Annotated in this window: 17 protein-coding genes; 12 read left to right on the forward strand and 5 right to left on the reverse strand. The window is 66.6% G+C overall.

The window, feature by feature from the left end; all coding sequences use genetic code 11:
- Positions 1 to 82: 82 nt before the first annotated feature.
- The 7 genes from C8K14_RS09365 (at position 83) to C8K14_RS09395 (ending at position 8,263) form a co-directional block, all read left to right on the forward strand.
- Entirely contained in the window at positions 83 to 952 is an 870-nt protein-coding gene (locus C8K14_RS09365; protein ID WP_022676508.1) for an alpha/beta fold hydrolase, read from the forward strand.
- A 17-nt stretch (positions 953 to 969) separates the two neighbouring features.
- Positions 970 to 1,698 carry an endonuclease/exonuclease/phosphatase family protein gene (locus C8K14_RS09370; RefSeq protein WP_107716456.1) on the forward strand — a complete coding sequence of 243 codons (729 nt, stop codon included), beginning with the start codon at positions 970 to 972 and terminating at the stop codon, positions 1,696 to 1,698.
- Positions 1,699 to 1,873: 175 nt separating this feature from the next.
- On the forward strand, positions 1,874 to 2,212 hold the full coding sequence (locus C8K14_RS09375) for a P-II family nitrogen regulator (RefSeq protein WP_022674711.1): 339 nt from the start codon (positions 1,874 to 1,876) through the stop codon (positions 2,210 to 2,212).
- 23 nt (positions 2,213 to 2,235) lie between these two features.
- On the forward strand, positions 2,236 to 3,648 hold the full coding sequence (locus C8K14_RS09380) for an ammonium transporter (protein ID WP_107716457.1): 1,413 nt from the start codon (positions 2,236 to 2,238) through the stop codon (positions 3,646 to 3,648).
- Positions 3,649 to 3,873: 225 nt separating this feature from the next.
- A complete protein-coding gene (locus C8K14_RS09385) occupies positions 3,874 to 6,126 on the forward strand; it encodes a bifunctional diguanylate cyclase/phosphodiesterase (RefSeq protein ID WP_233250994.1) in 2,253 nt (750 codons plus the stop codon).
- Positions 6,127 to 6,167: 41 nt separating this feature from the next.
- Positions 6,168 to 7,325, forward strand: a complete 1,158-nt coding sequence (gene hisC, locus C8K14_RS09390; protein WP_107716458.1) for a histidinol-phosphate transaminase — start codon at positions 6,168 to 6,170, stop codon at positions 7,323 to 7,325.
- Entirely contained in the window at positions 7,322 to 8,263 is a 942-nt protein-coding gene (locus C8K14_RS09395) for a prephenate/arogenate dehydrogenase family protein (RefSeq protein ID WP_107716459.1), read from the forward strand. The genes hisC and C8K14_RS09395 overlap by 4 nt, the downstream gene beginning before the upstream one ends.
- Positions 8,264 to 8,514: 251 nt before the next feature.
- Here the strand turns inward: C8K14_RS09395 and C8K14_RS09400 are convergent, their stop codons facing one another.
- Positions 8,515 to 11,652, reverse strand: coding sequence for an autotransporter domain-containing protein (locus tag C8K14_RS09400; RefSeq protein ID WP_107716460.1), 3,138 nt, complete (start codon positions 11,650 to 11,652; stop codon positions 8,515 to 8,517).
- Positions 11,653 to 11,796: 144 nt separating this feature from the next.
- Positions 11,797 to 12,156, reverse strand: a complete 360-nt coding sequence (locus C8K14_RS22840) for a hypothetical protein (protein WP_166643336.1) — start codon at positions 12,154 to 12,156, stop codon at positions 11,797 to 11,799.
- On the opposite strand from C8K14_RS22840, the gene C8K14_RS09410 reads away from it, so the two are divergent.
- Both C8K14_RS09410 and C8K14_RS09415 read left to right on the forward strand, forming a co-directional pair.
- Complete coding sequence (locus C8K14_RS09410) at positions 12,139 to 12,705, forward strand: RNA polymerase sigma factor (protein ID WP_231627661.1); 567 nt, start codon at positions 12,139 to 12,141, stop codon at positions 12,703 to 12,705. The genes C8K14_RS22840 and C8K14_RS09410 overlap by 18 nt on opposite strands.
- A complete protein-coding gene (locus tag C8K14_RS09415) occupies positions 12,702 to 13,637 on the forward strand; it encodes a hypothetical protein (protein WP_107716462.1) in 936 nt (311 codons plus the stop codon). The genes C8K14_RS09410 and C8K14_RS09415 overlap by 4 nt, the downstream gene beginning before the upstream one ends.
- A gap of 23 nt (positions 13,638 to 13,660) precedes the next feature.
- Here the strand turns inward: C8K14_RS09415 and C8K14_RS09420 are convergent, their stop codons facing one another.
- Positions 13,661 to 14,413, reverse strand: a complete 753-nt coding sequence (locus tag C8K14_RS09420; RefSeq protein WP_233250995.1) for a virulence factor — start codon at positions 14,411 to 14,413, stop codon at positions 13,661 to 13,663.
- Between the two features lie 66 nt (positions 14,414 to 14,479).
- Here C8K14_RS09420 and C8K14_RS09425 point away from each other — a divergent pair, with 66 nt between their 5' ends.
- Together C8K14_RS09425 and C8K14_RS09430 are read left to right on the forward strand one after the other, a co-directional pair.
- The gene (locus C8K14_RS09425; RefSeq protein ID WP_107716463.1) at positions 14,480 to 15,166 is read left to right on the forward strand and encodes a response regulator transcription factor; all 687 of its coding nucleotides are present in this window, start codon (positions 14,480 to 14,482) and stop codon (positions 15,164 to 15,166) included.
- A gap of 49 nt (positions 15,167 to 15,215) precedes the next feature.
- Positions 15,216 to 16,580 carry a HAMP domain-containing sensor histidine kinase gene (locus C8K14_RS09430; RefSeq protein WP_231627663.1) on the forward strand — a complete coding sequence of 455 codons (1,365 nt, stop codon included), beginning with the start codon at positions 15,216 to 15,218 and terminating at the stop codon, positions 16,578 to 16,580.
- Between the two features lie 108 nt (positions 16,581 to 16,688).
- Here C8K14_RS09430 and C8K14_RS09435 read toward each other — a convergent pair whose 3' ends face one another.
- Positions 16,689 to 20,084 carry a glycosyltransferase gene (locus tag C8K14_RS09435; protein WP_107716464.1) on the reverse strand — a complete coding sequence of 1,132 codons (3,396 nt, stop codon included), beginning with the start codon at positions 20,082 to 20,084 and terminating at the stop codon, positions 16,689 to 16,691.
- Positions 20,085 to 20,507: 423 nt separating this feature from the next.
- On the opposite strand from C8K14_RS09435, the gene C8K14_RS09440 reads away from it, so the two are divergent.
- Entirely contained in the window at positions 20,508 to 21,356 is an 849-nt protein-coding gene (locus C8K14_RS09440) for a class III extradiol ring-cleavage dioxygenase (protein ID WP_062783536.1), read from the forward strand.
- A 57-nt stretch (positions 21,357 to 21,413) separates the two neighbouring features.
- Here the strand turns inward: C8K14_RS09440 and C8K14_RS09445 are convergent, their stop codons facing one another.
- Complete coding sequence (locus tag C8K14_RS09445) at positions 21,414 to 23,477, reverse strand: TonB-dependent receptor (RefSeq protein WP_062783730.1); 2,064 nt, start codon at positions 23,475 to 23,477, stop codon at positions 21,414 to 21,416.
- Positions 23,478 to 23,516 lie beyond the last annotated feature (39 nt).

Here is a 23,516-nt window from a genome sequence, read left to right on the forward strand (position 1 = left end):
GCCCTTGGGGTATTTCCCCCAAGTCGGTGACAGCATGGTTCCCGCTCTTGCCAGCGCAGTGCAGCATGGGCAGGGTGGAGTCATGAATCTGCTCGGTCCCACCTCGAACACCTTCATCTCGCAACGCCTGCGCCTCCACTATGTGGATTGGGGCAACGCCGAGAAACCACCGCTGCTGCTGATCCATGGCGGGCGCGACCATTGTCGCAGCTGGGACTGGACGGCCGAGGCGCTGTGCGAGGATTGGCATGTCATCGCGCTCGATCATCGCGGCCATGGCGACAGCGAATGGGCCTCTGACGGCAACTATCGCGTGATGGACATGGTCTATGACGTGGCGCAGTTGATCCACCAGCTGGGCCTGGCGCCGGTGACCATCGTGGCGCATTCGATGGGCGCGGCCGTGGCGCTGCGCTATGCCGGGCTGTTTCCCGAAGACGTGGCCAAGCTGGTGGCGATCGAGGGCATTTTCCCCACCCCCGACTGGGAAGCGCGCATGCGCGCCGTGCCCTTTGCCCGCCGCATCCGCGATTACATCGCAGAAAAGCGCAAGGCCGCCGGGCGCCTGCCGCGCCGCTATCCCACGATCGAGGCGGCGATTGCCCGTATGAAGGCGCAGAACCCCTATATCAACGACGCCCAGGCCCGCCATCTGACGATCCACGGCATCAACCGCAACGAAGACGGCACGTTTACCTGGAAGTTCGATCCCTACGTGCACATCGAACACCCCTACGACATTTCCCAGAACCGCAAGCACGAGCTGTGGGAGGCGATTACCAGCCCTACCCTGCTGCTCAACGGCGCGGATTCCTGGGCCGGCAATCCGATTCGTGACGGGCGGATCGAGCACTTCCGCTCGGCCGAGGTGGTCGAATTCGAGAACGCCGGGCACTGGTTGCACCACGACCAGTTCGATCGCTTCGTCGCCACCCTGCGCGATTTCCTCTGACCGCGCGGGCGCCGGCCATGCAGGCGGCCGATTCGCTGGTGTTTGCCAGCTACAATATCCACAAGGGCGTCGGCGCCGACCGGCGCTGCGATCCCGAGCGTATCCTGATGGTGCTGCACGAGGTGGGCGCCGACGTGATCGCGCTGCAGGAAGCGGACAATCGCTTTGGCACGCGCGAGGCGGTGATCCCGCCCACACTGCTCGCGCACGGCAGCCCGTGGCGCGCGGTAGCACCGGGCGTGATCGATCGCGCGCGCCGGGCGGGCAGCCTGGGCTGGCATGGCAATGTCATCCTGGTGCGGCGTGACCTGGTGGTGACCGGGTGCCATGCCGTGCCCCTGCCCACGCTGGAGCCGCGCGGGGCGGTGGCGGTGGATCTCGAATGGGCCGGGCAGGGCGTGCGCGTAATCGGCATGCATCTTGACCTGTCGGGCCTGCGCCGCCGCCAGCAGGTGCGCGTGGCCTGCGCGGCGGCCGGGCGCGGACCGCGCGTGCTGATGGGCGATTTCAACGAATGGGCGCCGCGCGGCGGCGCGCTCCAGGCCTTTCCCGGCGATCTTTCAGTTCTCGCGCCCGGCCGCAGCTTTCCCGCGCGGCGCCCGCTGGGCCAGCTCGACCGTATCGTCGCCAGTCACGACTGGGTGGTCGACGGCATCGGCGTGCACCATAGCCCGCTGGCGCAGCAGGCGTCGGATCACCTGCCGGTGTGGGCACGGCTGCGGCTGAGTGGGAAAGCTCCTGCCTAAAATTTAGGCAGATTCTGTGCGCTGCACAAGAATCGAGCGGCGGCGAAGCGCTCGACAATGGATATGGTTTCCGTGAATCGCTGATTTCGTAAGAAAACGGATTTGGCACGCCCTTTGCTTTAACAATTTATGCCGGTTCCGCACCGGCTGGTTGAGGCCGTGAAAGGGGGCATGAATGAAATTCATCATCGCCATCATCAAGCCGTTCAAGCTCGACGAAGTGCGTGAAGCGCTGTCGGGTCTGGGCGTTGCTGGGATGACGGTGTCGGAAGTGAAGGGTTTTGGCCGACAGAAGGGCCAGACCGAGATCTACCGCGGCGCCGAATACTCCACGAACATGCTGCCCAAGGTGAAGCTCGAAATCGCTGCCAGCGACGACCTCGCGGCGCAGATTGTCGAGACCATCCAGCAAACCGCCAGCACCGAGGCGATCGGCGACGGCAAGATCTTCGTGCTCGATCTCGCTTCGGCGGTGCGCATTCGCACCGGCGAAAGCGGCGATATGGCGCTGTGACTTCCGAACAGAGGGGAAACCATATGATCCGCAAGATGATCAGTGGCATGACGGCAGCCGGGCTCAGCCTCGGCATGGCCTCTGCCGCCTTTGCGCAAACCGGGCCGATCAAGGCCCCCACGGCCGACCAGATGGCCACCATGGTCAACAAGGGTGACGTCGCCTGGATGCTGGTCTCGGCCGCTCTGGTGCTGATGATGAGCATCCCCGCCCTGGCGCTGTTCTACGGCGGCCTGGTGCGCACCAAGAACATGCTTTCGGTGCTGATGCAGGTGCTGATGATCGTGTCGGTCGCGGCGCTGTGCTGGGTCTGCTGGGGCTATTCGATGGCCTTCACCGGCGGCTCGCCCTATGTCGGCGGCTTCTCCAAGATGTTCCTGGCGGGGGTTTCCACCTCGACTTATGCAGCGACGTTCTCCAACAACGTCTACCTGCCCGAATATGTCTATGTCATCTTCCAGATGACCTTCGCCTGCATCACGCCGGCGCTGATCGTGGGCGCCTTTGCCGAGCGCGTGAAGTTCACCCCGCTGATGATCTTCACCGTGCTGTGGCTCACCCTGGTCTATTTCCCGATGGCCCACATGGTGTGGTACTTCGCCGGTCCTGACTTCCTGTCGTCCAACACCTCCGACGCCGGCCTGATCTATGGCTGGGGCGGCCTGGACTTTGCCGGCGGCACCGTGGTGCACATCAACGCCGGTATCGCTGGCCTCGTCGGCTGCCTCGTGATCGGCAAGCGCCTGGGCTTTGGCAAGGAAGCCACCCCGCCGCACTCGCTGACCATGACCATGATCGGTGCCTCGCTGCTGTGGGTGGGCTGGTTCGGCTTCAACGCCGGTTCGGGCCTGGAATCGAACGCGGCCACCGCGCTCGCCTTCATCAACACCTTCGTCGCCACTGCCGCCGCCGCCGTTTCCTGGTCGGTTGTCGAACAGATCAAGCATGGCAAGCCCTCGATGCTGGGCGCTGCCTCGGGTGCCGTCGCCGGCCTCGTCGCGATCACCCCGGCGGCCGGCTATGCCGCGCCGATGGGCGCCATCGTCCTCGGCCTCGTCGTCTCGCCGATCTGCTTCTTCTTCGTCACCACCGTCAAGAACGCCCTCAAGTATGACGACACGCTCGACGTGTTCGGCGTGCACTGTGTTGGCGGGATCGTCGGCGCCATCGGCACCGCCATCGTGGCCGACCCCTCGCTGGGTGGCCAGGGCTGGATCGACTACACCGTGTTCCCCGCCAAGGCCGGCACCTATGACATGGTTGCCCAGATCATCACCCAGGTGAAGGCCGTGTGCGTCACCCTGGTGCTCTCGGGCGGCGTCTCGGCGGTCCTGTTCATCGCTCTCGACAAGACGATCGGCCTGCGTCCGACCGAAGAAGCCGAGCGCGAAGGCCTCGACATCTCCGAACACGGCGAACGCGCCTACAACATGTAAGTTTTCACCAGCTTGGCGGGGTGGGGGGCCTGATCCTCTCCCTCTCTCCCCCTCCTCCGCCAAACCATGTTCCTCCTGCGAACGACCTGGGCCGGAAGCGCACGCGCTTCCGGCCTTCTTTTTTGTTCGCTCGGCAGCCCCCGGGCGGCTTTGCAAAGTTAACGATCACGCAATCGTCCCATCGTAGAACACCTGAGCGAAAGCGTCCCTTGGGCGGAGATTCTGATGGTGATCCGGCGCATGGCCTGGGGCAGGCCAGGCAACAGTGGCAATGAACGGTCCGATGGTGTTGCGGGCGCGCCTGCCGCTGCGCCCACGGCCAGGGATGCCGCCAAGGCCACTGGCCTCGCGCCCGATCATGCCACCGCGCTGTGCCGCGCCTATGAAGCGCTTGGGCTGGGGGCATTCTGGTCGAGCGATGCCGATGGCCGGCTGACCTATCTATCCCCTGCCGCGCGCGCGCTGCTTGCGGGCGAAGGCGACCCGCTGGGCCGTACCCTGCTCGATCTGTTCCACCACGATGAAACCCAGGGCGATAATGGCAGCGAGCGCTCGCTGCGCTTCGTGCTGGCGCGGCGCACCCGCTTTGAACGGCTGACCGTGCGCACCGGGCCGGCCAGCCAGCCGCGCTGGTGGTCGTTGTCGGGCGAAGCCGTGCACCATTGTGGCCAGTTTGCCGGCTTCCACGGCCATTGCGCCGATATCAGCGACCAGCGCCGCCATGCCGAGGAAAGCTCGCACATGGCGCTGCACGATCCGCTGACCGGCCTCGCCAATCGCCGCCACATGAACCAGACGCTGGCGCGCAAGCTTGCCGCGCTGGCCTCCACCCGGCGCGGTTGCGCCACGATGCTGATCGATCTCGATCGTTTCAAGCAGGTCAACGATACCCTGGGCCACGCTGCCGGCGATGCCCTGCTCAAGCAGGTGGCCGATCGCCTGGTGCGCCTGGTGGGCGATGCCAGCCGCGTGTGCCGGCTGGGCGGCGATGAATTCCAGATCATCTTGCCCGAGGTGGAGGATCGCGGCCATCTGGGCGAACTGGCCGAAGCCCTGATCGAGGATATTTCCCAGCCCTATCTGATCGATGGCAGCCGCTGCCTGATCGGCGCGTCGATCGGCGTGGCGATTGCCCCGTTCGATGGCGCGGCGGCCGACGACCTGGTGCGCAGCGCCGATCTTGCGCTCTATGCCGCCAAGGGCAGCGGGCGCGGGCGCTTCCGCTTCTTTTCCAGCGACCTGCTCAAGGCAGCAGAAGATCGCAAGGCCTTGGAGGAGGACCTGCACGATGCCCTGGCGCAGGGCCAGTTTGCCCTGCACTACCAACCCATCGTCAAGGCGCAGAGCAACCAGGTGATCGGGGTGGAGGCGCTGCTGCGCTGGAACCATCCCGAACATGGCCAGGTATCGCCGGCGCGGTTCATCCCCATTGCCGAGGAATCCAATCTCATCCGCACGATCGGCGAATGGGTGTTGCGCAAGGCCTGCGCCGATGCGGCTGGCTGGGAAGTCCCACTGCGCGTGGCGGTCAATGTCTCGCCCGTGCAGTTTGCCGACGAGGCATTTCCTGCGCTGGTCACCTCGGCCCTTGCGCAATCCGGGCTCGATCCCGCGCGGCTGGAACTGGAAATCACCGAAGGCGTGTTTCTGGAAGAAGGCGGCCAGACCGATGCGCGGTTCAACGCGCTCAAGGGCCTGGGCGTGCGCCTGGCGCTCGATGATTTCGGTACCGGCTATTCCAGTCTCGGCTATCTCAAAAGCGCGCCGTTCGACAAGATCAAGATCGACCAGTCGTTCGTGCGCGGCGCGACCCAGCCGGGCAACCGCAACCGTGCGATCATCACCGCCATCGTCGCGCTGGCCCAGGCGCTGGATATGGAAACCACGGCTGAAGGCGTGGAAAGCTTTGACCAGTTCGACCTGATGAAAGCGCTGTGCGTCAGCCATGTCCAGGGCTTCATCTATAGCCAGCCGCTCGACAACGACACGTTCGTTGCCGGCCTTTCCGGTGGCGATTGGACCATCGAGCCATCCGGCCCGGCGCGCCAGCGGCATCAGCGGCAGGCGATGTTCCGCCGCGTGGGCGTGGTGCACGAGGATCACTATTACCCCGTGGTGCTGCGCAACCTCTCGAAATCGGGCGCGCTGATCGAGGGGCTGCTCGAAGTGCCGCTCGACACGCCCTTCGTGCTCGACCTGGGCGATGGGCAGCTGGTGGTGTCGCGCGTGCGGCGCAGCCAGGGCCATCAGCAGGGGCTTGAGTTCGAACAGGAACTGGTCAGCGATGGCAATGGCGGCCTGTGCACGCGCTATCGCGTCTCGCCCTATCAGCTTTCCGCTGCCGGGCTGACCCTGGGCGCCGGCCCCAACGGGCCGTTGCAGATCAACCGTGGCCCCAATGCCAAGGTGACTATGCCCGCCTTTGCCATGGCGACCGACTGGAACGGCGCCGGGCTCGCTTGGACGGATGCTGCGTAACGCTTGAATTGCGCGGTTCATGGCGTAAAGCCCATGCCATCATGACCGACCAGACCACGCCCGCATCCGCCCAGACCGCCAGCCTCGACCGTTCGCGGCCGCAGCCCAAGGACTGGATCAAGGCGATCCATGCCTATGTGCCGGGCAAATCGGCCGGGCTGGATGGGCAGCCGTTGATCAAGCTGTCGGCCAACGAAAACCCGCTGGGCACCAGCGCGGCGGCCATGGCGGCGCGTGCGCAGGTGGCCAATGCCGCGCTCTATCCCGATCCTGACAGCAAGGATCTGCGCGGCGCGCTGGCCGCGCTGCACGGGCTCGATCCCGCGCTCATCGTGATGGGCACGGGTTCGGATGAACTGCTGCATATCGCGGCCCAGGCCTATGCCGGGGTGGGCGATGAAGTGCTGTTCGTGCGCTATGGCTTTTCGGTCTATCCGATCGCGGCACGGCGTTGTGGCGCAACGCCCGTGGAAGCGCCCGACACCGATTTCGGCACCGATGTCGATGCGCTGCTCGCGGCGGTGACCGAGCGGACCCGTGTGGTGTTCCTGGCCAATCCCAACAATCCCACCGGCAGCTATATCGGCCGTGCCGAACTGGCGCGGCTGCATGCCGGCCTGCGCCCCGATGTCTTGCTGGTGGTGGACCAGGCCTATGCCGAATATGTCGCGGCAGACGATGACGATGGCGCGCTCGATCTGGCGCGTACGGCCGCCAACGTGCTGGTCACGCGCACGTTCTCCAAGATCTATGGCCTGGCCGGAGAGCGGATCGGCTGGGCCACCGGGCCGGCCGACGTGATCGACATGCTCAACCGCATTCGCGGGCCGTTCAACGTCTCGCTCACCGGGCAGGCGATGGGGCTGGCGGCGGTGCATGACCAGGCGTTCGTCCAGGCATCGGCCGCGCACAACCGGGCCGAACGCGCGCGCTTTGTCGCCGCGTTAGAGGCGCTGGGCAACCACGGGCTGCGCGCGCTGCCGAGCCAGGCCAACTTCGTGCTGATCGAGTTTACCGGCGCGCTCACGGCAGAGGCGGCGTATCTGGGCCTGATGGATGCGGGGTATATCACCCGCTGGCTACCCGGGCAGGGGCTGCCGCAGTGCCTGCGCATCACCATCGGCACGCCCGCGCAGATGGATGCCATCGCCGGCGCGCTGCGCACCATGGCAGACGCTGCGCCAGGCACGGCCCGGTGAGCGCTGCCCCCTTCACGCGCATCGCGGTCATCGGTCTGGGCCTGCTGGGCGGATCGGTGGCGCTGGCGGCGCGCGCGCGCATGGCCGGGGTGATCGTCACCGGCTATGACGCCGATGCGGCGGTGCGGGCGCGCGCGGCGCAGATTGGCCTGGCCGAGAACATCGCCGCCACGCCGGCGCAGGCGGTGGCCGATGCAGACCTTGTGGTCTTCTGCGTGCCGGTGGGTGCCATGGCCGCTGCTGCTGCCGCCGTGGCGCCCTATCTGCCCGCCGGCTGCGTGGTCAGCGATGTGGGGTCGAGCAAGGCCAGCGTGCTCAAGGCCTTGGGCGATGCGCTGCCTCATGCCACGATCGTGCCCGCCCACCCCGTTGCCGGCACCGAGCAGAGCGGGCCCGACGCCGGCTTTGCCACGCTGTTCGCTGGGCGCTGGTGCATCCTCACCCCGCCCGATGGCGCCGATGCCACGGCCGTGGCGCGCGTCGCCGCGTTCTGGGAAGGCCTGGGCGCGCGCGTCGAAATGATGGACGCGGCCCACCACGATCTGGTGCTGGCGGTGACCAGCCACCTGCCCCACCTCATCGCCTACACGATCGTGGGCACCGCGTCTGACCTGGAAGAGGTGACGCAGAGCGAGGTGATCAAGTATTCGGCCGGCGGCTTTCGCGATTTTACCCGCATCGCCGCATCTGACCCGACGATGTGGCGCGACGTGTTCCTGCACAACCGCGATGCCGTGCTGACCATGCTGCAGGTCTTTACCGAAGACCTGACCGAGCTGCAGAAGGCAATCCGCAAGGGCGATGGCGCTGCGCTGTTCGACCATTTCACCCGCACCCGGGCGATCCGCCGCTCGATCATCGCGATGGGCCAGGACGATGCCCGCCCCGATTTCGGCCGCGATCACGGCGCTGTGGCGACACCTTCAACGCCAGACTGAGCCAGCGCACCATCAGGCGTCGTTGGCGACGCCGGTGCGCTGTTCCTGGTGCAGCACGCGGGCGTGCCACAGGTTGCTGGGATCTTCCATGATGTTTCCTTTTGCGGGCAGGTGACCCCTGGCCAACGCGCCGCGGCGCGCGCGCGATGGCGGGGCCAACCTGTGCAAACAAGAAAGGGGCGGCAACCGCGTGGTTGCCGCCCCCGTTCCATGGATGTGGCTCCATGGATGTGGCGCCCAAGGCGCCGCGATCAGAGCGCGATGCTGAGCGAAGCGCGCACGTTGGCGGCGATGCCGCCGTTCTGCGGCTTTTCCGCGCCGGCCGAAATCTTCCAGGTATAGTCGAGACCGCCCTGGAGAATGCCGATCGAGCCGATCCAGGCCGACTGCACGTTTTCCGGGGTGAGCGTGAACTGCTGGCCCGAACCGAAGATCGCGGTGGTGGCGCCCAGGTCGCCCGACAGGTGGCTGCGGCGGCCCACGTCGGCTTCCACGGTGAACGGGCGGCCTTCGTAGCTGCTCGGGCCGCTGCTCCACGCAAAGCCCAGCGTGGTGGTGGCGTTGACGGCCGTGCTGCTGCGGTCACGCACCAGCAGGATCATCGCGTCGGTGCCAGTTTCCTGGTAGCCGTTTTCCTTGAGGCGGAAGTATTCGATGTTCGCCTTGGGCTTGATCTTGAACGTGTCGCTCAGATCGATGTCATAGCTGAACCCGCCCGTGGCCGACAGCGAGTGGCCCTTCCAGCCGCCGTGCGCCGCATAGGTGATCGTTGCAGAGTCGACCGCGCCGGTGAAGGTGCGGTCAAGCTTGAACGACGAGCGGCCGTAGCCGACGCGGGCAAAGGTGTAGAGCTTGCCGAAGGCCTTGCGCCAGAAGGCGTTGATTTCGATGTTGTTCACGCCCAGCGACTGCTGGTTGTGGTTGTTCACCGTGCCGCTGGTCCAGTCGAAGTAGGCACCGATGTTGCCCAGCGCGGTGGCGCGTTCGAGCCCGAAGGACACGCCGCCGCCGCTCAGGCTGTAGCCGACCGAATCATCGTCGTGCTTGCTGGCGCGGAAATAGAGCGGTTCGAGCCACATGCCGGTGTTGCTGATCGTGAACAGCGACGAATCGTCGGCCACGTGCAGCGCCGCCTGGCGCGAGCCACGCGTGACGAAATCGAACGCCCCGCCGGCATAATCGGGCAGCAGCTGGTTGAACTGGCTCTGCAGCGTCGGCGTATCGGTGACCTGGAGCAGGCTGGACTGCAGGTTGGTGTAGTTGGCCGCATTGCCGATGATCGCGTCATAGGCGGCTGCCTGGGGCGTGGTCAGGCCAAGCTGCGCGGCGGTCTTGCGCGACAGCGACAGGACGAGGTCGTTGCCGTTCTGCGAGATCGAACCGGTATAGAGCACGGGCAGCGACAGCGAGCTGGTGGTGACATTGCTGCCGCCGGTCAGCGTGCCGGCCGAGACGATGGTCTGCGGCGTGGTCGCGCTCAGGAACGAGGACACCGAGACGTTGATCTTGGCACCCGAGGCGAAGGTTGCGGTGTTGGCCACCAGCTTGGAAGCCGTGCCGGTGGAGTCCACATAGACGCCGAGCGCACCGCCGGAATTGACCGTCAGGTTGTTGATCGTGGTGGTGCCGACGGCGTTGGCGCCGAACGAGCCGCCATTGACCGTCACGTTGAGCTGCGAACCGCCGGTGATGGTGCCGGCCCAGATCGCCGAACCGCCGATGGTGAGCGTGCCGACCTGGTCGTTGAGCGCCATCTGCCCGGTGAAGCGCGCGTTGGCGCTCATCGTCATCGAGGCGGTGCCAGAGGTGCCGAAATCGATGTTGCCGATCCACTTGGAATCGTCGGCCATGATCACGGTGTTGTTGCCGGTGCCGAGATAGGCGTTGCCGGTCACCTTGCCGGATTCGATGTCCACCGTATCGTTGCCGCTGCCGGTGTAGATGTCACCGGTGATCGCGGTGTAGACCGGCGCGGTCGCCACGTTGTAGCCCGACGCGGCCTTGTCCGATGCCTGGCTGGTGACGCCGGTGGCATTGAGGTATTGCTTGATCGTCACGCCGCTGGTGTTGGCCGACAGATCGATCGCTGCGGTCTTGCCGGTCGATGCACCGCTGATGGTGATGAAGCCGGTGTTGTTGACGGTGTTGAGCGTGCCCGACAGATCGCGGATGCCATAGAGATTGCCCGAGGCAACCCCGCTCGCCGTCGCCTTGATCGTGCCTTCGTTGTACAGCGACGTGGCCGTAACACCCTGGTTGAGCAGGATCGCGGTGGCATCACCGTTGACCGTGGTGGCCGTGACGGTGCCGTGCACGCCGATGCCGTTGGGCAGGCTGACGGTGCCGCCTTGGCCGCCAACGACGACGCCATAGGCGTTGAGGCCGCTGTAATAGGCCGTGGCGCTGACGCTGCCGTCAACCGCAACCGAATAGGTGCCCGAAGTCGCCACGACCGAGCCGATCGTGGTGTTGCCGGCGCCACCGATCAGCAGCGCGGGGCTGGTGCCGTAGGACTGGATCGAACCGGTGGTTTCGGTGACGTTGTTGGTGCTCGACGCCACAGTGACGATCACGCCGCCGGTGACGTTGCCCGAAACCTGCACGGCGGCCTTGCCGCTGCTCAGCGCGGTGGGCGAGAGCGTCTGCGTGGTGCCATCGTCGGCGGTATAGCTGACCGCCTGGGTCATTGCGCCGTCGATCTTGAACGCGCCGTTGATGTCGCCATTGACGACAACCGCCTGCGCGCCCGTGCCGATCACCGCCACGGTGCCGCCGATGGCGAGGTTGCCGGTGACATTGCCGGTGCTCACGCCAACCGAGTTGTCACCCTTGACCGAGATCGTGCCGGTGTTGGTGATCGAACCGGTGAGCGGGGAGCTGACGACGATGCCGCCCGAATTGTTGCCTTCCACGCCGATCGTGCCGGTGTTCGAGATCGTCGCCGTGGTGGCGTTGCCCGACAGGATGTGGATGCCATAGCGGTTGGTCAGCTGCGAGACCGAGCCATTGACGACCGAGCTGTTGCCCAGGACCGGCGGCGTATAGTCTTCGCTGACGGTGATCGTGCCATCGTTGGTGATCGTGGTGGTCACCCCGGCGTTGGCGACGATGCCGGCGCTGTTGCTGACCCCGGCGACGGTCAGCGAGCCACCGGAATTGACATTGACCGTGTTCGACGAATCGATCGTGATCGGAACGCCGCTGGGCAGCTTGATCGCGCCGCTGCCGTTGACGGTGATATTGCCGGCCGACGAGGTGTTGAGGGCAGTCAGCGTGCTGGTGCCCACCGTGGTATCGGCGAGCGCCGGGGTGGCAACGGCCACCAGGGCGGCCGGAATCGCCATGGTGGCGACGGTCGAAAGAAAACGAATCTTGGGGAGGCGCTGCATGGGCTCTCGTCTCGTTGGGCAAAAGGGCCAGCAGGGGCGGGCCGGTGGCAACATGGCGGGCTTCATATCCGGGGCAGGCCGGCTTTACCAGTGCCTGAAATGCGCCGTAACCACTATCCGTCGCAAGCGAAGATGAAGAAATGTTCAGACAATTTCCGTGACTGTAAATTTGCCGTTCAGACAAAACCCGCCAGCAGGGCTGTGGGACAAGGGAATGGACGGAGCAACCATCGTGCGCGACGGGTGGACCGCATGACCTTTTGCGGTGACTTGCAGGGCGAGCCCCTTTCCCCGGTCGAAGATCCTGGCGGTCTTCATCCGGCTGGACCAGTCATCGATCATCGACATGGCACTGCCGGGGCGCTTTCGCCCCGAGCGCTGCCTGTTGCCGAGCCGGAGCCGCCCCGCGATGGGCGGGGCCTGGCCCTGCGCGACGACGTGGCGCTGATGCGACGCGTGGGCGAGGGTTGCCAGGCATCCTTTGCCGTGTTGGTCGAACGCCATGCCGCTGCGCTCTATCGCGTGGCCGCCCGCATGCTGGGCGATGGCCACGATGCCGAGGACGTGGTGCAGGACTGCTTTGCCCGCATGTGGCAGAACGCGCCGCGCTGGCAGCCGACCGGCGCTGGCCTGGTCGGATGGCTGCATCGCGTGGCGATGAACCTGTGTTTCGATCGCAAGCGGCGCTTTCGCGTGGTGGTGACCGACGAGGTGCCCGATTGCGCCGACCAGGCGCCGCTGGCCGATCGCCTGATCGAACAGCGCCAGGCCTGTGCCCAGGTGGCGGCGGCGCTTGCCGATCTGCCTGAACGCTATCGGGCTGCCTTGGTCTTGTGCTATTACGAGAACTTCTCCAATGCACTTGCGGCACAGGTGCTTGATCTTAATATCAAGGCGATGGAGTCGCTGTTGTTCAGGGCGAGGCGGCAGATGCGTGAACTGCTTGAAGCGCGTGACATTACCTGCCGCGATGTGGCCTTTGCCGGCGCGGCCGACTTTGCCAATTCACCGGCCGCTCACGCTTTTGCTACGGGCGCAGGCCCCCGCGCGTGACCGACCAGCAGCCTCGCATCGCCGATCCGGGCCGGGATCAGGCGGCAGGCTTGCCAGCGGCCCCCTTGCGCCATGCCGATGCGTCGCTTGCCGACGCGGCGCTCGACCAAATTCTCGGCCTGCACGAGGCGCCGGCGCTTCCCCCTGGGCTGACCGCGCGCATCCTGCACGACGTGCCCTTGCGCCCGCAACTGGCGATGCCGGGGTATGACAGCGCAGCCAGCGTGGCGATTGCCCCCATGCGCGCCGGCGCGCAGGTGGTTCCGCTGCGCGTGGTTGGCGGCACCGACCAGGGCGGAAAGCGCCCGATCGCAGCGAGTCTCACGGCCTGGCGCGGCGCGCTGTTGATGCTGGGCGGCACCGGCATCGGTGCCGTGGCAGCGAGCGTTGCCGCGATGGCGATCTTCGGCTCTCCGTTTCAGAATCAGGCCTCAGACCAGGCCGCCGTTGCCGGCCAGGCGGCGGGTGTGCCCGCCCTGGTGGCAGCGGCATCGTCGGCGCCGGCGGCCGCGGCAGGATCTGCCAGCCGCGCGTCAGCCGGATCGGCGAACAAGGCCAGCGCCACGGCAGTGCCGGGGCAGGGCCAGGGCGAGGCGCTGGCCGCGGACACGCCGCCGGTGATTATCATGCCGCCGGCCACCGGCAGCGCTGGCCACGATACCAGCGATCCCGATCCGGTGCTGCCGCCGGCCGCGACCACCGATCGCGAGCGGCTGGCCGCGCAATCGCCCGATCCCGGCCCGGACCAACCCGGCCAGGTCGGGCCGACGCTGGGTGCCACCCGCGGCGCGATGGGGCCGTTCATGCAGCAGGGCTATGGCTATAGCGGCGCCATCGGCGGCGCGCCGTCAACGATGGGCCCGGGCAGCGCGATGCCCGGCACGATGCAGCCCATGCCAGGCCATCTTCCGGTCGGTCCGTCCCTGCCCTGATCTCATTGAGGGCCTGATCTGATTTAGTGCATCGGCCCGGGCGGAAACAGCGCGGCATTGGCGGCGATACTGGCGATATCGACCTTGTACGCCGGGCCGCGCGGGCGCAGCGCATCGAGCTCGACATGGCTGGCCCCGGCAAGCTGGCCGGCCGCGCACAGGCCCTGGTCCTGGCTGCTTTTGGCAATGCAGGTCACCGGCAACCCGTTGAGCAGGCGCACCGTGCGGTACGGGTCGCTGTCAGGCGCGCCGGGGTGGATCAGGCCGCCCGGATTGGCTTGGAAATAGACCGCCGTTCCTGGCTGAACCAGCACGACCGAGGCAATGCGGCTGCGCAGATCGGCCGGCACGGCGCCCAGCCCGGTATCGAGAATGCCCGCGCCAAACGCCGCGCCGATCAGCGCGACCTTGGCGGCATGGCTGCGGGCCAGCGCGGCGCGAATGGTATCGGCCACCAGCGCATCGACAAAGGCGCGATCGCGCGTCAGGCGGAACAGCGCCGGCGAATCCACTGCCATCACCGCCAGGCCCTGGCGGCGCAGCGCCGCCACGGTGCGGCAGCCGGCGCCAAGCCGCAGGCCCATGTCGCCGGAAAAGTAGATCGCCACCAGATCCTGGCGTGGCTGGCCAAGCGCGGGGCGGTAGTGCATGGCCTGGCGATCGAAATAGCCGGCGAAATACCCGGTCGCGGCCATGGTCGCGCCTCCCAGCAAGGGCAGGGCGGCGGCAAGGGCAAACAGCTTGCGACCGGGAAAGCCAATAGCCATGATGGTCATGGCATGGCCCCCACGCCCTGTCCGGGCAGTGGGGGCAAGATTAACTCGTTGTCATGGAAGTGGCTTGTGGCCGGACGCATCCTCCTGGTTGAAGACGATCCCCAGATCGGGGACTATATCGCGCGCGGTTTTGCCGAAGAAGGCTATACCGTGGACCGCGCCGAAAACGGCCGGGACGGGCTGTTTCTGGCCACCGACAGCCAGTTCGACGTGGTCGTGCTTGATCGCATGCTGCCGGGCATGGATGGCCTTGCCGTGCTCAAGGCCCTGCGCGCGGCCGAGGTGGAGACGCCGGTGATCGTGCTGTCGGCGCTGGGCAGCACCGATGATCGCGTGTCAGGCCTGACCGCCGGGGCAGACGATTACCTGGGCAAGCCGTTCTCCTTTGCCGAATTGCTGGCGCGGGTCCAGGCGCTGACCCGGCGTGGCACTGGCCGGCAAAAGGCGCAGGACACCGTGCTGCGCTGCGCCGATCTGGAACTCGACCGGCTGACCCGCCAGGTAAAGCGCGGCACGCGCAAGATCACGCTGCAACCGCGCGAGTTCCGCCTGCTCGAATACATGCTGCTGCACCAGGGCGAGGTGGTTACCCGCACCATGCTGCTCGAAGCGGTGTGGGATTATCATTTCGATCCCGGCACCAACGTGATCGACGTGCACATCAGCCGCCTGCGTCGCAAGATCGACGATGGCGAGGAACAGGCGCTGTTCCACACCGTGCGCGGCGCGGGCTATCGCATGGCGGCGGATTGAACGTGGCCGGGCCGATGATGGCCAGATCGATCATAGGCGGGCTGTGACGATGTTCGGCCGGGCCATGCACCAGCGGCGCCTGTCGCCCACCATGCTGCGGCTGGTGGCGGCGGTCTTCGTGTTGCAGCTGCTGTCGAGCGCGGCGGCGATCTTCTTCCTGCGCACCCAGATGCTCGACGTCGTACGCGCCGATCGCGAAGACCAAGTGATCGACGTGCGCGACGATCTGCTCGCTGCGTTCTACAGCGGCGGCCGGGAATCGCTGGATGATTTCATCCGCGATCAACGCGGCAGCGTGGCCGATCCCGGTGTTTTCGTGGCGCTGGCCGGCGGCAGCGCGCCGGCGTTGACCAGCAATATCGATTTCGTCCCGGCTATTGCGCCGGGCCCGCGCCCGCAATCGGTGCTGGTGCGGCGCGGCGATAGCGCCACGGATCAGGAAGCTCTGGTTCTGGCCACGACCCTGCCCGATGGGGCCAAGCTGACCGTGGGATTGATGGGCGCCAGTGAGCGGCGCTTCAACCTGGCCTTTGCCGCCGCGATCGGGCTGACCATTGCCGTGGCCGTGGCGCTGGCGCTGTTGAGCGCGGTGGTGCTGGGCGTGGCGATCAGCAGCCGCACGCATGAAATCGCCCAGGCAGCCGAGGAACTGGCCGCCGGCAATTTCGGCATGCGCCTGGCCGAGGGACAAAGCGGCGATGGCTTTGACCACCTGCGCTTGCAGATGAACCAGATGGCCGAACGGATCGCCAGCCTGGTGGCGGAACTCGGCGCGGTGTCGGGCGCGCTGGCGCACGATCTGCGCTCTCCCGTCACGCGGCTTTCGGCCGCGATCGACACGGCGCTGGCCCGCGTTGACGAACCCGGCGCGATCGAGGCGTTGCAGGCCGCGCGCGCCGATGCCGATGGGCTGCGCGCAATGCTGGAAACCGCGCTGGAAATCAGCCGTCTGGAAGGCGGCACGGCGCAGGATCGGCGCGTCTCGCTCGACCTGGCGGCGGTGGTGGCCGACATGGCCGAGCTTTACGAGCCGCTGGCCGAGCAATCGGGCGTGACCATGACGCTGGACCTGGCGCCGGCCTGGATCATGGCCGACCGCGAGCTGATTTCGCGCGCCCTGGCCAATGCGATCGACAATGCCCTGAAATATGGAGGCACGGCCATCACCCTGCGCACCTGCGTGGCAGAGGGGGAGGCCGTGCTGGAAGTGGCCGACAATGGGCCGGGCATTGCCCCGGAGGATCGCCCCCGCGTGATCGAGCGGTTCGTGCGGCTCGACAACGCCCGCACTCTACCCGGCGGCGGCCTGGGCCTGTCGATGGTCAATGCCGTCGCGCGGCTGCATCGCGGGCGGCTGGAACTGGGTGAGGCGGCCGGCGGGGGCCTGTCGCTGACGCTGCATCTGCCGCGATAAAGCCGCGCGCCAGCAGCGAGCCAAGCGGGGCAGTTGGCCCTGCCCGCAGCCGTCCCGCCCTTCCATTCGTCGCGCCGCGACGGGAAGGGCGGGAGGCCGGTTGCCGGGTCAGGAGGTCTTCTTGCCTTCCGGCGCGCTTACCCGGCCGGTACGCTCCAGCTTGCCCCAGCCGATGCCCAGGCCCGCCAGGGCGGCGCTGACCGCGCGGATCACCACGCCGTACATCAGCTGGCGATAGACGAAGCGCTGGCTGAGCAGCAGGAACGGCGGCAGGCGCTTTTCCCGCACGTCGAGCCGGAACGCCACCAGGCCGCAGGCGAGGTCGATCATGGTAAAGCCCAGCCAATAGGCACCCATGCGCAGCACGTCGGTCTGCGTCTGGGCCCAGCCGTGCTGGATCACCCGCACGATCGTACCGACGATCGAGATGCCGAGCGCCAGGTCGATCAGCGGAGAGGCGATGGCAAAGGCGATCTGGAACAGCCAGGCCTGCGGAATCCCCACGAAGGCCAGGCCCGAGGGGCGCTGCTGCGCCACCACGGCGCGGTGCTTCCACAGGCATTGCAGCGTGCCGAACGCCCAGCGGAAGCGCTGCTTGCCCAGGGCGCGCAGGGTTTCAGGCGCTTCGGTCCAGGCCACGGCGTCTTCGTCATAGGCCACCTTCCAGCCGTGGCGCTGAATGGCGATGGTCAGATCCTGGTCTTCGGCCAGGGTATCTTCGGGATAGCCGCCTACATCGTTGAGCGCTTCGCGGCGCCAGGCGCCGACAGCACCGGGCACGACCATGATCGCGTCGAACCGGGTCAGCGCGCGGCGTTCGATGTTCTGCGCGGTGACATATTCCACCGCCTGCCAGCGGGTGACGAGGTTCACCCGGTTGCCGACCTTGGCATTGCCGGCCACCGCGCCGATTTCCGGCTTTTCGAACCAGCGCACCAGCTTGCCGATGGTGGCAGGTTCGAACTGGGTATCGGCATCGAGCGCGACGATGATTTCGCCATCGGCGGCGGCGAGCGCGCGGTTGAGCGCGCTGGCCTTGCCACCATTGACCAGCGTCATCAGCCGCACGCGCGGATCGTCGCCGAATGCCTTGGCCACGATCGCGCTGGTCGCGTCCTTGGATCCGTCATCGGCCACGATCACGTTGATCGCGGGATAAGTGCTTGCCAGGATGCGGTGCACCGAGGCTTCGATCACGCGCTCTTCGTTATAGGCCGGGATGATCACGGTCACGCGCGGCTGATAGGGCGTGGGATCTTCTCCGCCGTCCTTGGTGCGATTGAGCCAGGGCAGGTCCAGCTTGCGCTGCGGGAACAGCGCCAGGCCGGTCAGCCCGACAGCGCGCAGCGTGCCCAGCGCAATGGCAAAGAAGAACGTCCAGTTGAGCGTGGCAAGCGCTGCAGCCAGCACGGCAAAGATGCCGATGTCGAGCCGCACTGCCATGAGATCCCAGCCCTTGACGGCCGGCATCACGTCATCACGCTTGAGCCCGGCCAGCGTGGACACCGGCACGAAGCGATAGCCCTGGGCCTGCAGCTGCTGGATGATCCGCGGCAGGGCGGCCACGGTCTGCGAACGATCGCCACCGCCATCGTGCAGCAGGATCACGTTGGCAGAGCGATCGGCATTGCCCGCGTTGACCGCATCGACCGTCAGCTTCACCACCTCGTCGGCCGGGCGGCGCATCCAGTCGCCCGGATCGGCGTGCAGGCCGACAATGGTATAGCCCTGGTTCTGCGCGACCAGCGCGGGATCGAGTTCGTCGGCCGTGGTCGGTTCGGCGTCCCCGAAGTAGGGGGCGCGGAACAGGCGGGTGGAGCGGCCGGTATAGGCCTCGATCAGGCGCTGCGTGGCATTGAGTTCCAGCTTGATCCCGGTCGGCGTGCTGTTGGCCATGTTGGGATGGGTATAGCTGTGGTTGCCGATCTCATCGCCATCGGCCACCATGCGTTGCAGCAGGCCGCGATTGGCCACGCCGTTTTCGCCGATGACGAAGAACGTACCGGGCACGTGATACTTTTCCAGGATCGCCAGAATCTGCGGCGTCCAGGTCGGATCGGGGCCATCGTCAAAGGTCAGCGATACCAGCTTGGGCCGGTCGCCGGTGCGGCGCACGACATAGGGCGTGGGCAGCGAATCATAGCGTTCGCCCGTCACCAGGCCGAGGCGGTGATCGGTGGCGAGGGTACGCGTGCCGGGCGTGGGCGTGGCATCGATGCGCAGGATTTCGCCATTGCCTTCCACGTCCACATTGCTGCTTTGCGTGATGCGCGAAAGATCGGGAAGCGTCTTGCTGCCACTGCGCCAGGTCTTGAGCACGTCCCAGAAGCCGGGATCTTCCGAACCCAGCCGCCACAACGCTACCGAGCCGAGGCCCAACTGGCGCAGCATCAGCATCTGGTTCCAGCTGGTGGCGGCATCGAGCATCCACACATCGTGGCGCACCGCCGGCGTGCCATCCTGGGTATCGGCATCGTCGGTATAGGCAAAGCCGACATTGCCGCTGGCCTTGTCCCACGCGGGCATGGTGCCGCTGTCGTGCGCGGCCAGCCAGGCTTCTTCGATGGTCAGCGCATCGGCATGGCCTTCGTGCCAGTCATAGCCATAGCTGCCCAGCGCGACGACGACCTTGCCCGGCGCGGTGCCCTTGATCATGTCAGCCACGTGGCCCAGGAACCAGCCGTTCGAGGCGATCGGCCCAGGCTGGCCGCCCTGCCAGTGCTCGTCGTAGGCCATCAGCACGATCTTGTCGGCGACATCGGCAAAGGCGCGCGGGTGCCAGTTCTCGTCATCCACCGGCATGGTGATCGCCACCACGCGGTGCTTGGGGGCGAGGCGGGCGTGCAGGTCGGCGGTGAACTTGTGCAGCCCGGCCAGCGCGGTCTGCGGCAGGTTTTCGAAGTCGATCATCACGCCCGCATCGCCCGACTTGTCGAGCGCGGCATCGATCGCGGTGGCCAGGGCCAGGCGGCGCGCCGGGTTGGCCAGCACGGCGGCAGTGCCGGCGCCATCCCAGCCGGTGTTCTCGCGCACGTTCTGCAAGACCGGCACCACCAGCGGGCGGTGCAGCGACCCGGTAATGATCCGGCGCATCGGCGCATCGTCGGTCACCGTCAGGTTGCCGGCGTGATCGATCGACATCAGCGTGGGCGCAACCCAATCGAGCTGGCCGACGTGGTGTTGCAGCGCGCCAGCGCTTTCATCGCTTTCTGCCTGGTAGAACCCGATGGTGATCGGCGCGGTCTGCTGGCGCGCGGGCACCACGGTCGCGGGCCGGCCCAGCAGCGCGGCCAGGCGGTGCGACAGGCGACTGACCTGACCCTTGAGGCGCAGCGGCGCCATGTGTTCCTGGGCAAAGTTCAGCGGTTCGCGCGGCGTAACCGTGGCCACGGTGGTGGCAAAGACCACGCACATGCCAACCAGAATGGCCAATACGGCAAAGGCCAGGCGGCGGGTCCAGCGACGGCGCTGACCGGTGGGATCGAAGAAGATGGGGCGTGACACGGCCTGGGATGTTCCGAAACGAGAGGTTTTCCGACGTACTGGATGGTATGCCGCGGAAAGGGCAAGGGCCCTGTGCGCATCGACGGCTACCGGAAAACCGGGGATCGGGAAAGCGGGGTCTGCGCCATGCGGCAGGGTGACGGCGAGCAGCCCAAGCGGAACCGGAACAGGGGACCGTCACGTCGCGGGTCCAAGCTGCTCACCGTCGAAAAGCGGTCTAGCCCGTGTGCCCTGCCGGGGGCGTGATCAAAACATTACGGTTTGGCCATGGTGCCACCCTTTGCTGCGGTTTTGCGCCCTGCATCCGGCCATCTGCCGCGAGGGAGCGGCGCGTTCAACTTGGGCCAACAAGATGCGCAGGGTTTTGGCCGCTGTCATTGGCCACAACAATCCATAGATAGGACGGGAAAGGATGGATTTCGCATGCAGCAACAGCCGGTGTTCTTTCTCTCGCACGGCGGCGGCCCCTGGCCCTGGCTCGATGGCCCGTTCCGCGAAGGCTTTGCCTGGCTGGAAGCCTCGCTCAAGGCTTTGCCCGCGCAATTGCCTGCCCGTCCGCGCGCGGTGCTGGTGGTTTCAGGCCATTGGGAAGAGCCGCAGTTCACCGTGTCGACCGCCGCGCAGCCGGGCATGGTCTATGACTATTACGGCTTTCCCGAACACACCTATCATATCCGCTATCCCGCGCCCGGTGCGCCCGATCTGGCGCGGCGCGTGGTGGAACTGGGCAAGGCAGCCGGCATCGCGATGGGCACCGATCCGACGCGCGGTTTCGACCACGGCACGTTCTCGATGCTGCAGCCGATCTGGCCCGAGGCGGATATTCCCGTGCTCAGCCTGTCGCTGCGCGCCGACTATGATGTCGCGGCGCACCTGGCGCTGGGCCGCGCCCTGGCGCCCTTGCGCGACGAAGGCGTGCTGATCATCGGGTCGGGGTTCAGCTATCACAACCTGCGCCAGTTCAACGCCGCGGCGGCGGCGCCATCGGCAGCCTTCGATGCCTGGCTGCGCCATGCCCTGATCGATCTGGCGCCGGCCGAACGCGCGGCGGCGCTGCTGGAATGGGAAAAGGCGCCGGCCGCGCGCATCTGCCATCCGCAGGCCGATCACCTCATCCCGCTGATGGTTGCGGTGGGTGCGGCCGGAAATGATCCGGGCATCTGCGTCTATTCGGAAAACGACCTGCGCGGCGCGATTACCGCGTCCAGCTATCGCTTTGGCAGCGATGCCACGCCCAGCGGTTTCGATCGCATCGGCGGCAGTGGCCGCTGAAGCCGGGATGAAGGATGGCGTGCGGTTCCTGTCATGGGGAACCGCACGCCAGGGCCATCAGAACGTGGCGGCCTTGATCACGAAGCGGACCGAGCGGCCCGGCATGACCACCAGATCCTTGTTGAGCGCGGTGGCCAGGCGCTGGGTATCGTCGGTCAGGTTCTGGCCCACGATCGCCAGCTCGATGCCGGGGTGGCTCTTGAACGGGCGCCACGCGACATTCATGTTGAGGTTGTTGTAGCCAGCGGTGGGCGTGTCGAAATCGCCCGCCTTGTCCTGCCGGCCATAGTGGCTGAACATGATCCCGGCATCGAGCGTCTTGCCCGCCCAGGCAAAGCCGCCGCCGATGCGGTAGGGCGGGATGCGCGGCACGTTGGAGCCGTTGTCGAGCGTTGCGCGGGTGTAATCGCCCAGCACCTTGGCGGTGAACGTGCCTTCGTCGGTCTTGACCAGCTCCTGGCTCATTTCCGCTTCAAGCCCGCGGAACTTCGCGCCCTGCTGGCGATAGAACAGCTCGCGCAGTTCGCCGTCGGGGCTGGCGGTGCACACGCCATCATCATCGCAGGTGCGGCCGGTCAGCTCGCCATAGATATAGTTCTTGTACCACGTGTAATAGACCGAACCGGTGAAGGCAAAGCCGCCCTGGCGCACGCGCAGGCTGCCTTCGAGCGAATTGGCGCGCTCGATCTTGAGGTTGGGATCGCCGGTCTCAAAGGTCTGCGGGCCATCGTGGGCGCCGCGTGCGAACAGTTCGGTCAGCGCCGGCGCGCGCCCGGTGCTGGAGAAGTTGAGGCCGAACTTGACTGCCTTGATCGGCGTATAGAGCACGCCGATCGCGCCGCTCACCGGCGTGTACTTGCGCACGGTGAAGGCATCATCGGCCGGGGTGCCGGTGATGCGCACGTGTTCCACGCGGCCGCTGGCTTCCACGTGGAGCGGATCGGCGAGCTGGATTTCGGTGAACAGGTAGCCGGCGATGTTCTGGCTGGTGGCCGGGTTCAGGTAGCTGCTGTCTTCGCCCACGGCCGAGAAATCGCGGTGCTGGTATTCCACGCCCAGCGCCGTGTTGCGCACCGGGCCCATGGCATTGAGCAGCAGTTCGCCGCGGCCGTTCCATTCCTTGTTCTTGAAGGTGGTGTTGATCGAGCCATCCGGGTTCTTTTCCGAATGCTGGTAATCGCCATAGCTGCCGTCGAGCGTAAACGTCTTGAGCAGGCCCGAATCCAGCGCAAAGCTGTTGCGCGTCATCACCTTGGTCTGGCGCATGTCGATATAGGTGGTGTCGCTGGGAATGCCGTAGCGCGCGTCATAGTGCGTGACGGCCAGGCCCACGTGGCTCTTGTCGCCAGGCAGGAAATACGAGCCACCAACAGAGCCGCCCCAGCCGTTGAACCAGGAGTTCTGCTGGGTGCCGAGCGGCGTGTCATAGTTGTCGGTGGTGCGCCAGAACCCGTCGGCATGCAGGGCCAGCTGGCCGGCCTTGCCATCGACCAGCGCTGCGGTTTCGACGCCCTTGTTCACCGTGGTGTAGCTGGTGCTGGCTTCGGCCGAGATCGCCTCGGTCGGCAGGGTGGTGGGCACGCGGTTGTTGATCGTGTTGACCACGCCGCCGATTGCCTGGCTGCCATAGCGCAGCGTGGCCGCGCCGCGCACCACTTCGATCGAGCGGGCCGAGAGCGGATCGATGGGAATGCCGTGGTCGGGGCCGATGTCCGACACGTCGGAACTGGACGTGCCGTCTTCGAGCAGGCGCACGCGGTTGCTGTCCATGCCGCGAATGATCGGGCGGCTGGCGCCAGAGGCAAAGCCGGTGGACGATACGCCGGGCACATCGCGCAGGGCATCGGCAATGCTGGCACCGCCGGCGCGCGAGATCGCATCGGCATCGACGCGCGCAGAAACCGTGGGCGTATCATCGATGGTGTGGCCAAACGGCGTGGCGGTGACCACGATCGGCATGGCATTGCTGCTGCCGCCGCCCGCCGTGCCGCCATCGGCCGCGCCGTCGCTGGCAGGCGCGTCGGCCGCTGGGGCATCAGCCGCCGGGGACGGGGCATCGGCCCAGGCCACAGCAGGGGCCAGAGCCAGGACCGCTGATCCCAGCATCAGGATGGAACGCATCGAAATCTCCTCCATAAACCTTGCATGCACCCACGCTGG

This window comes from Novosphingobium sp. GV079, assembly GCF_003058045.1.
GTDB lineage: Bacteria > Pseudomonadota > Alphaproteobacteria > Sphingomonadales > Sphingomonadaceae > Novosphingobium > Novosphingobium capsulatum.

Excerpts from the sequence above, each read along its gene's own strand:
- C8K14_RS09445 (WP_062783730.1), bottom strand. The coding sequence starts at position 23,477 with ATGCGTTCCATCCTGATGCTGGGATCAGCGGTCCTGGCTCTGGCCCCT.
- C8K14_RS09420 (WP_233250995.1), bottom strand. The coding sequence starts at position 14,413 with ATGACCATCATGGCTATTGGCTTTCCCGGTCGCAAGCTGTTTGCCCTT.
- C8K14_RS09430 (WP_231627663.1), top strand. The coding sequence starts at position 15,216 with ATGTTCGGCCGGGCCATGCACCAGCGGCGCCTGTCGCCCACCATGCTG.
- C8K14_RS09380 (WP_107716457.1), top strand. The coding sequence starts at position 2,236 with ATGATCCGCAAGATGATCAGTGGCATGACGGCAGCCGGGCTCAGCCTC.
- C8K14_RS09440 (WP_062783536.1), top strand. The coding sequence starts at position 20,508 with ATGCAGCAACAGCCGGTGTTCTTTCTCTCGCACGGCGGCGGCCCCTGG.
- C8K14_RS09375 (WP_022674711.1), top strand. The coding sequence starts at position 1,874 with ATGAAATTCATCATCGCCATCATCAAGCCGTTCAAGCTCGACGAAGTG.
- hisC (WP_107716458.1), top strand. The coding sequence starts at position 6,168 with ATGACCGACCAGACCACGCCCGCATCCGCCCAGACCGCCAGCCTCGAC.
- C8K14_RS09370 (WP_107716456.1), top strand. The coding sequence starts at position 970 with ATGCAGGCGGCCGATTCGCTGGTGTTTGCCAGCTACAATATCCACAAG.
- C8K14_RS09365 (WP_022676508.1), top strand. The coding sequence starts at position 83 with ATGAATCTGCTCGGTCCCACCTCGAACACCTTCATCTCGCAACGCCTG.
- C8K14_RS09385 (WP_233250994.1), top strand. The coding sequence starts at position 3,874 with ATGGTGATCCGGCGCATGGCCTGGGGCAGGCCAGGCAACAGTGGCAAT.
- C8K14_RS09400 (WP_107716460.1), bottom strand. The coding sequence starts at position 11,652 with ATGCAGCGCCTCCCCAAGATTCGTTTTCTTTCGACCGTCGCCACCATG.
- C8K14_RS22840 (WP_166643336.1), bottom strand. The coding sequence starts at position 12,156 with ATGGCGTTCGACCAACACGGCAAAGGATGCCTGGCAACCCTCGCCCAC.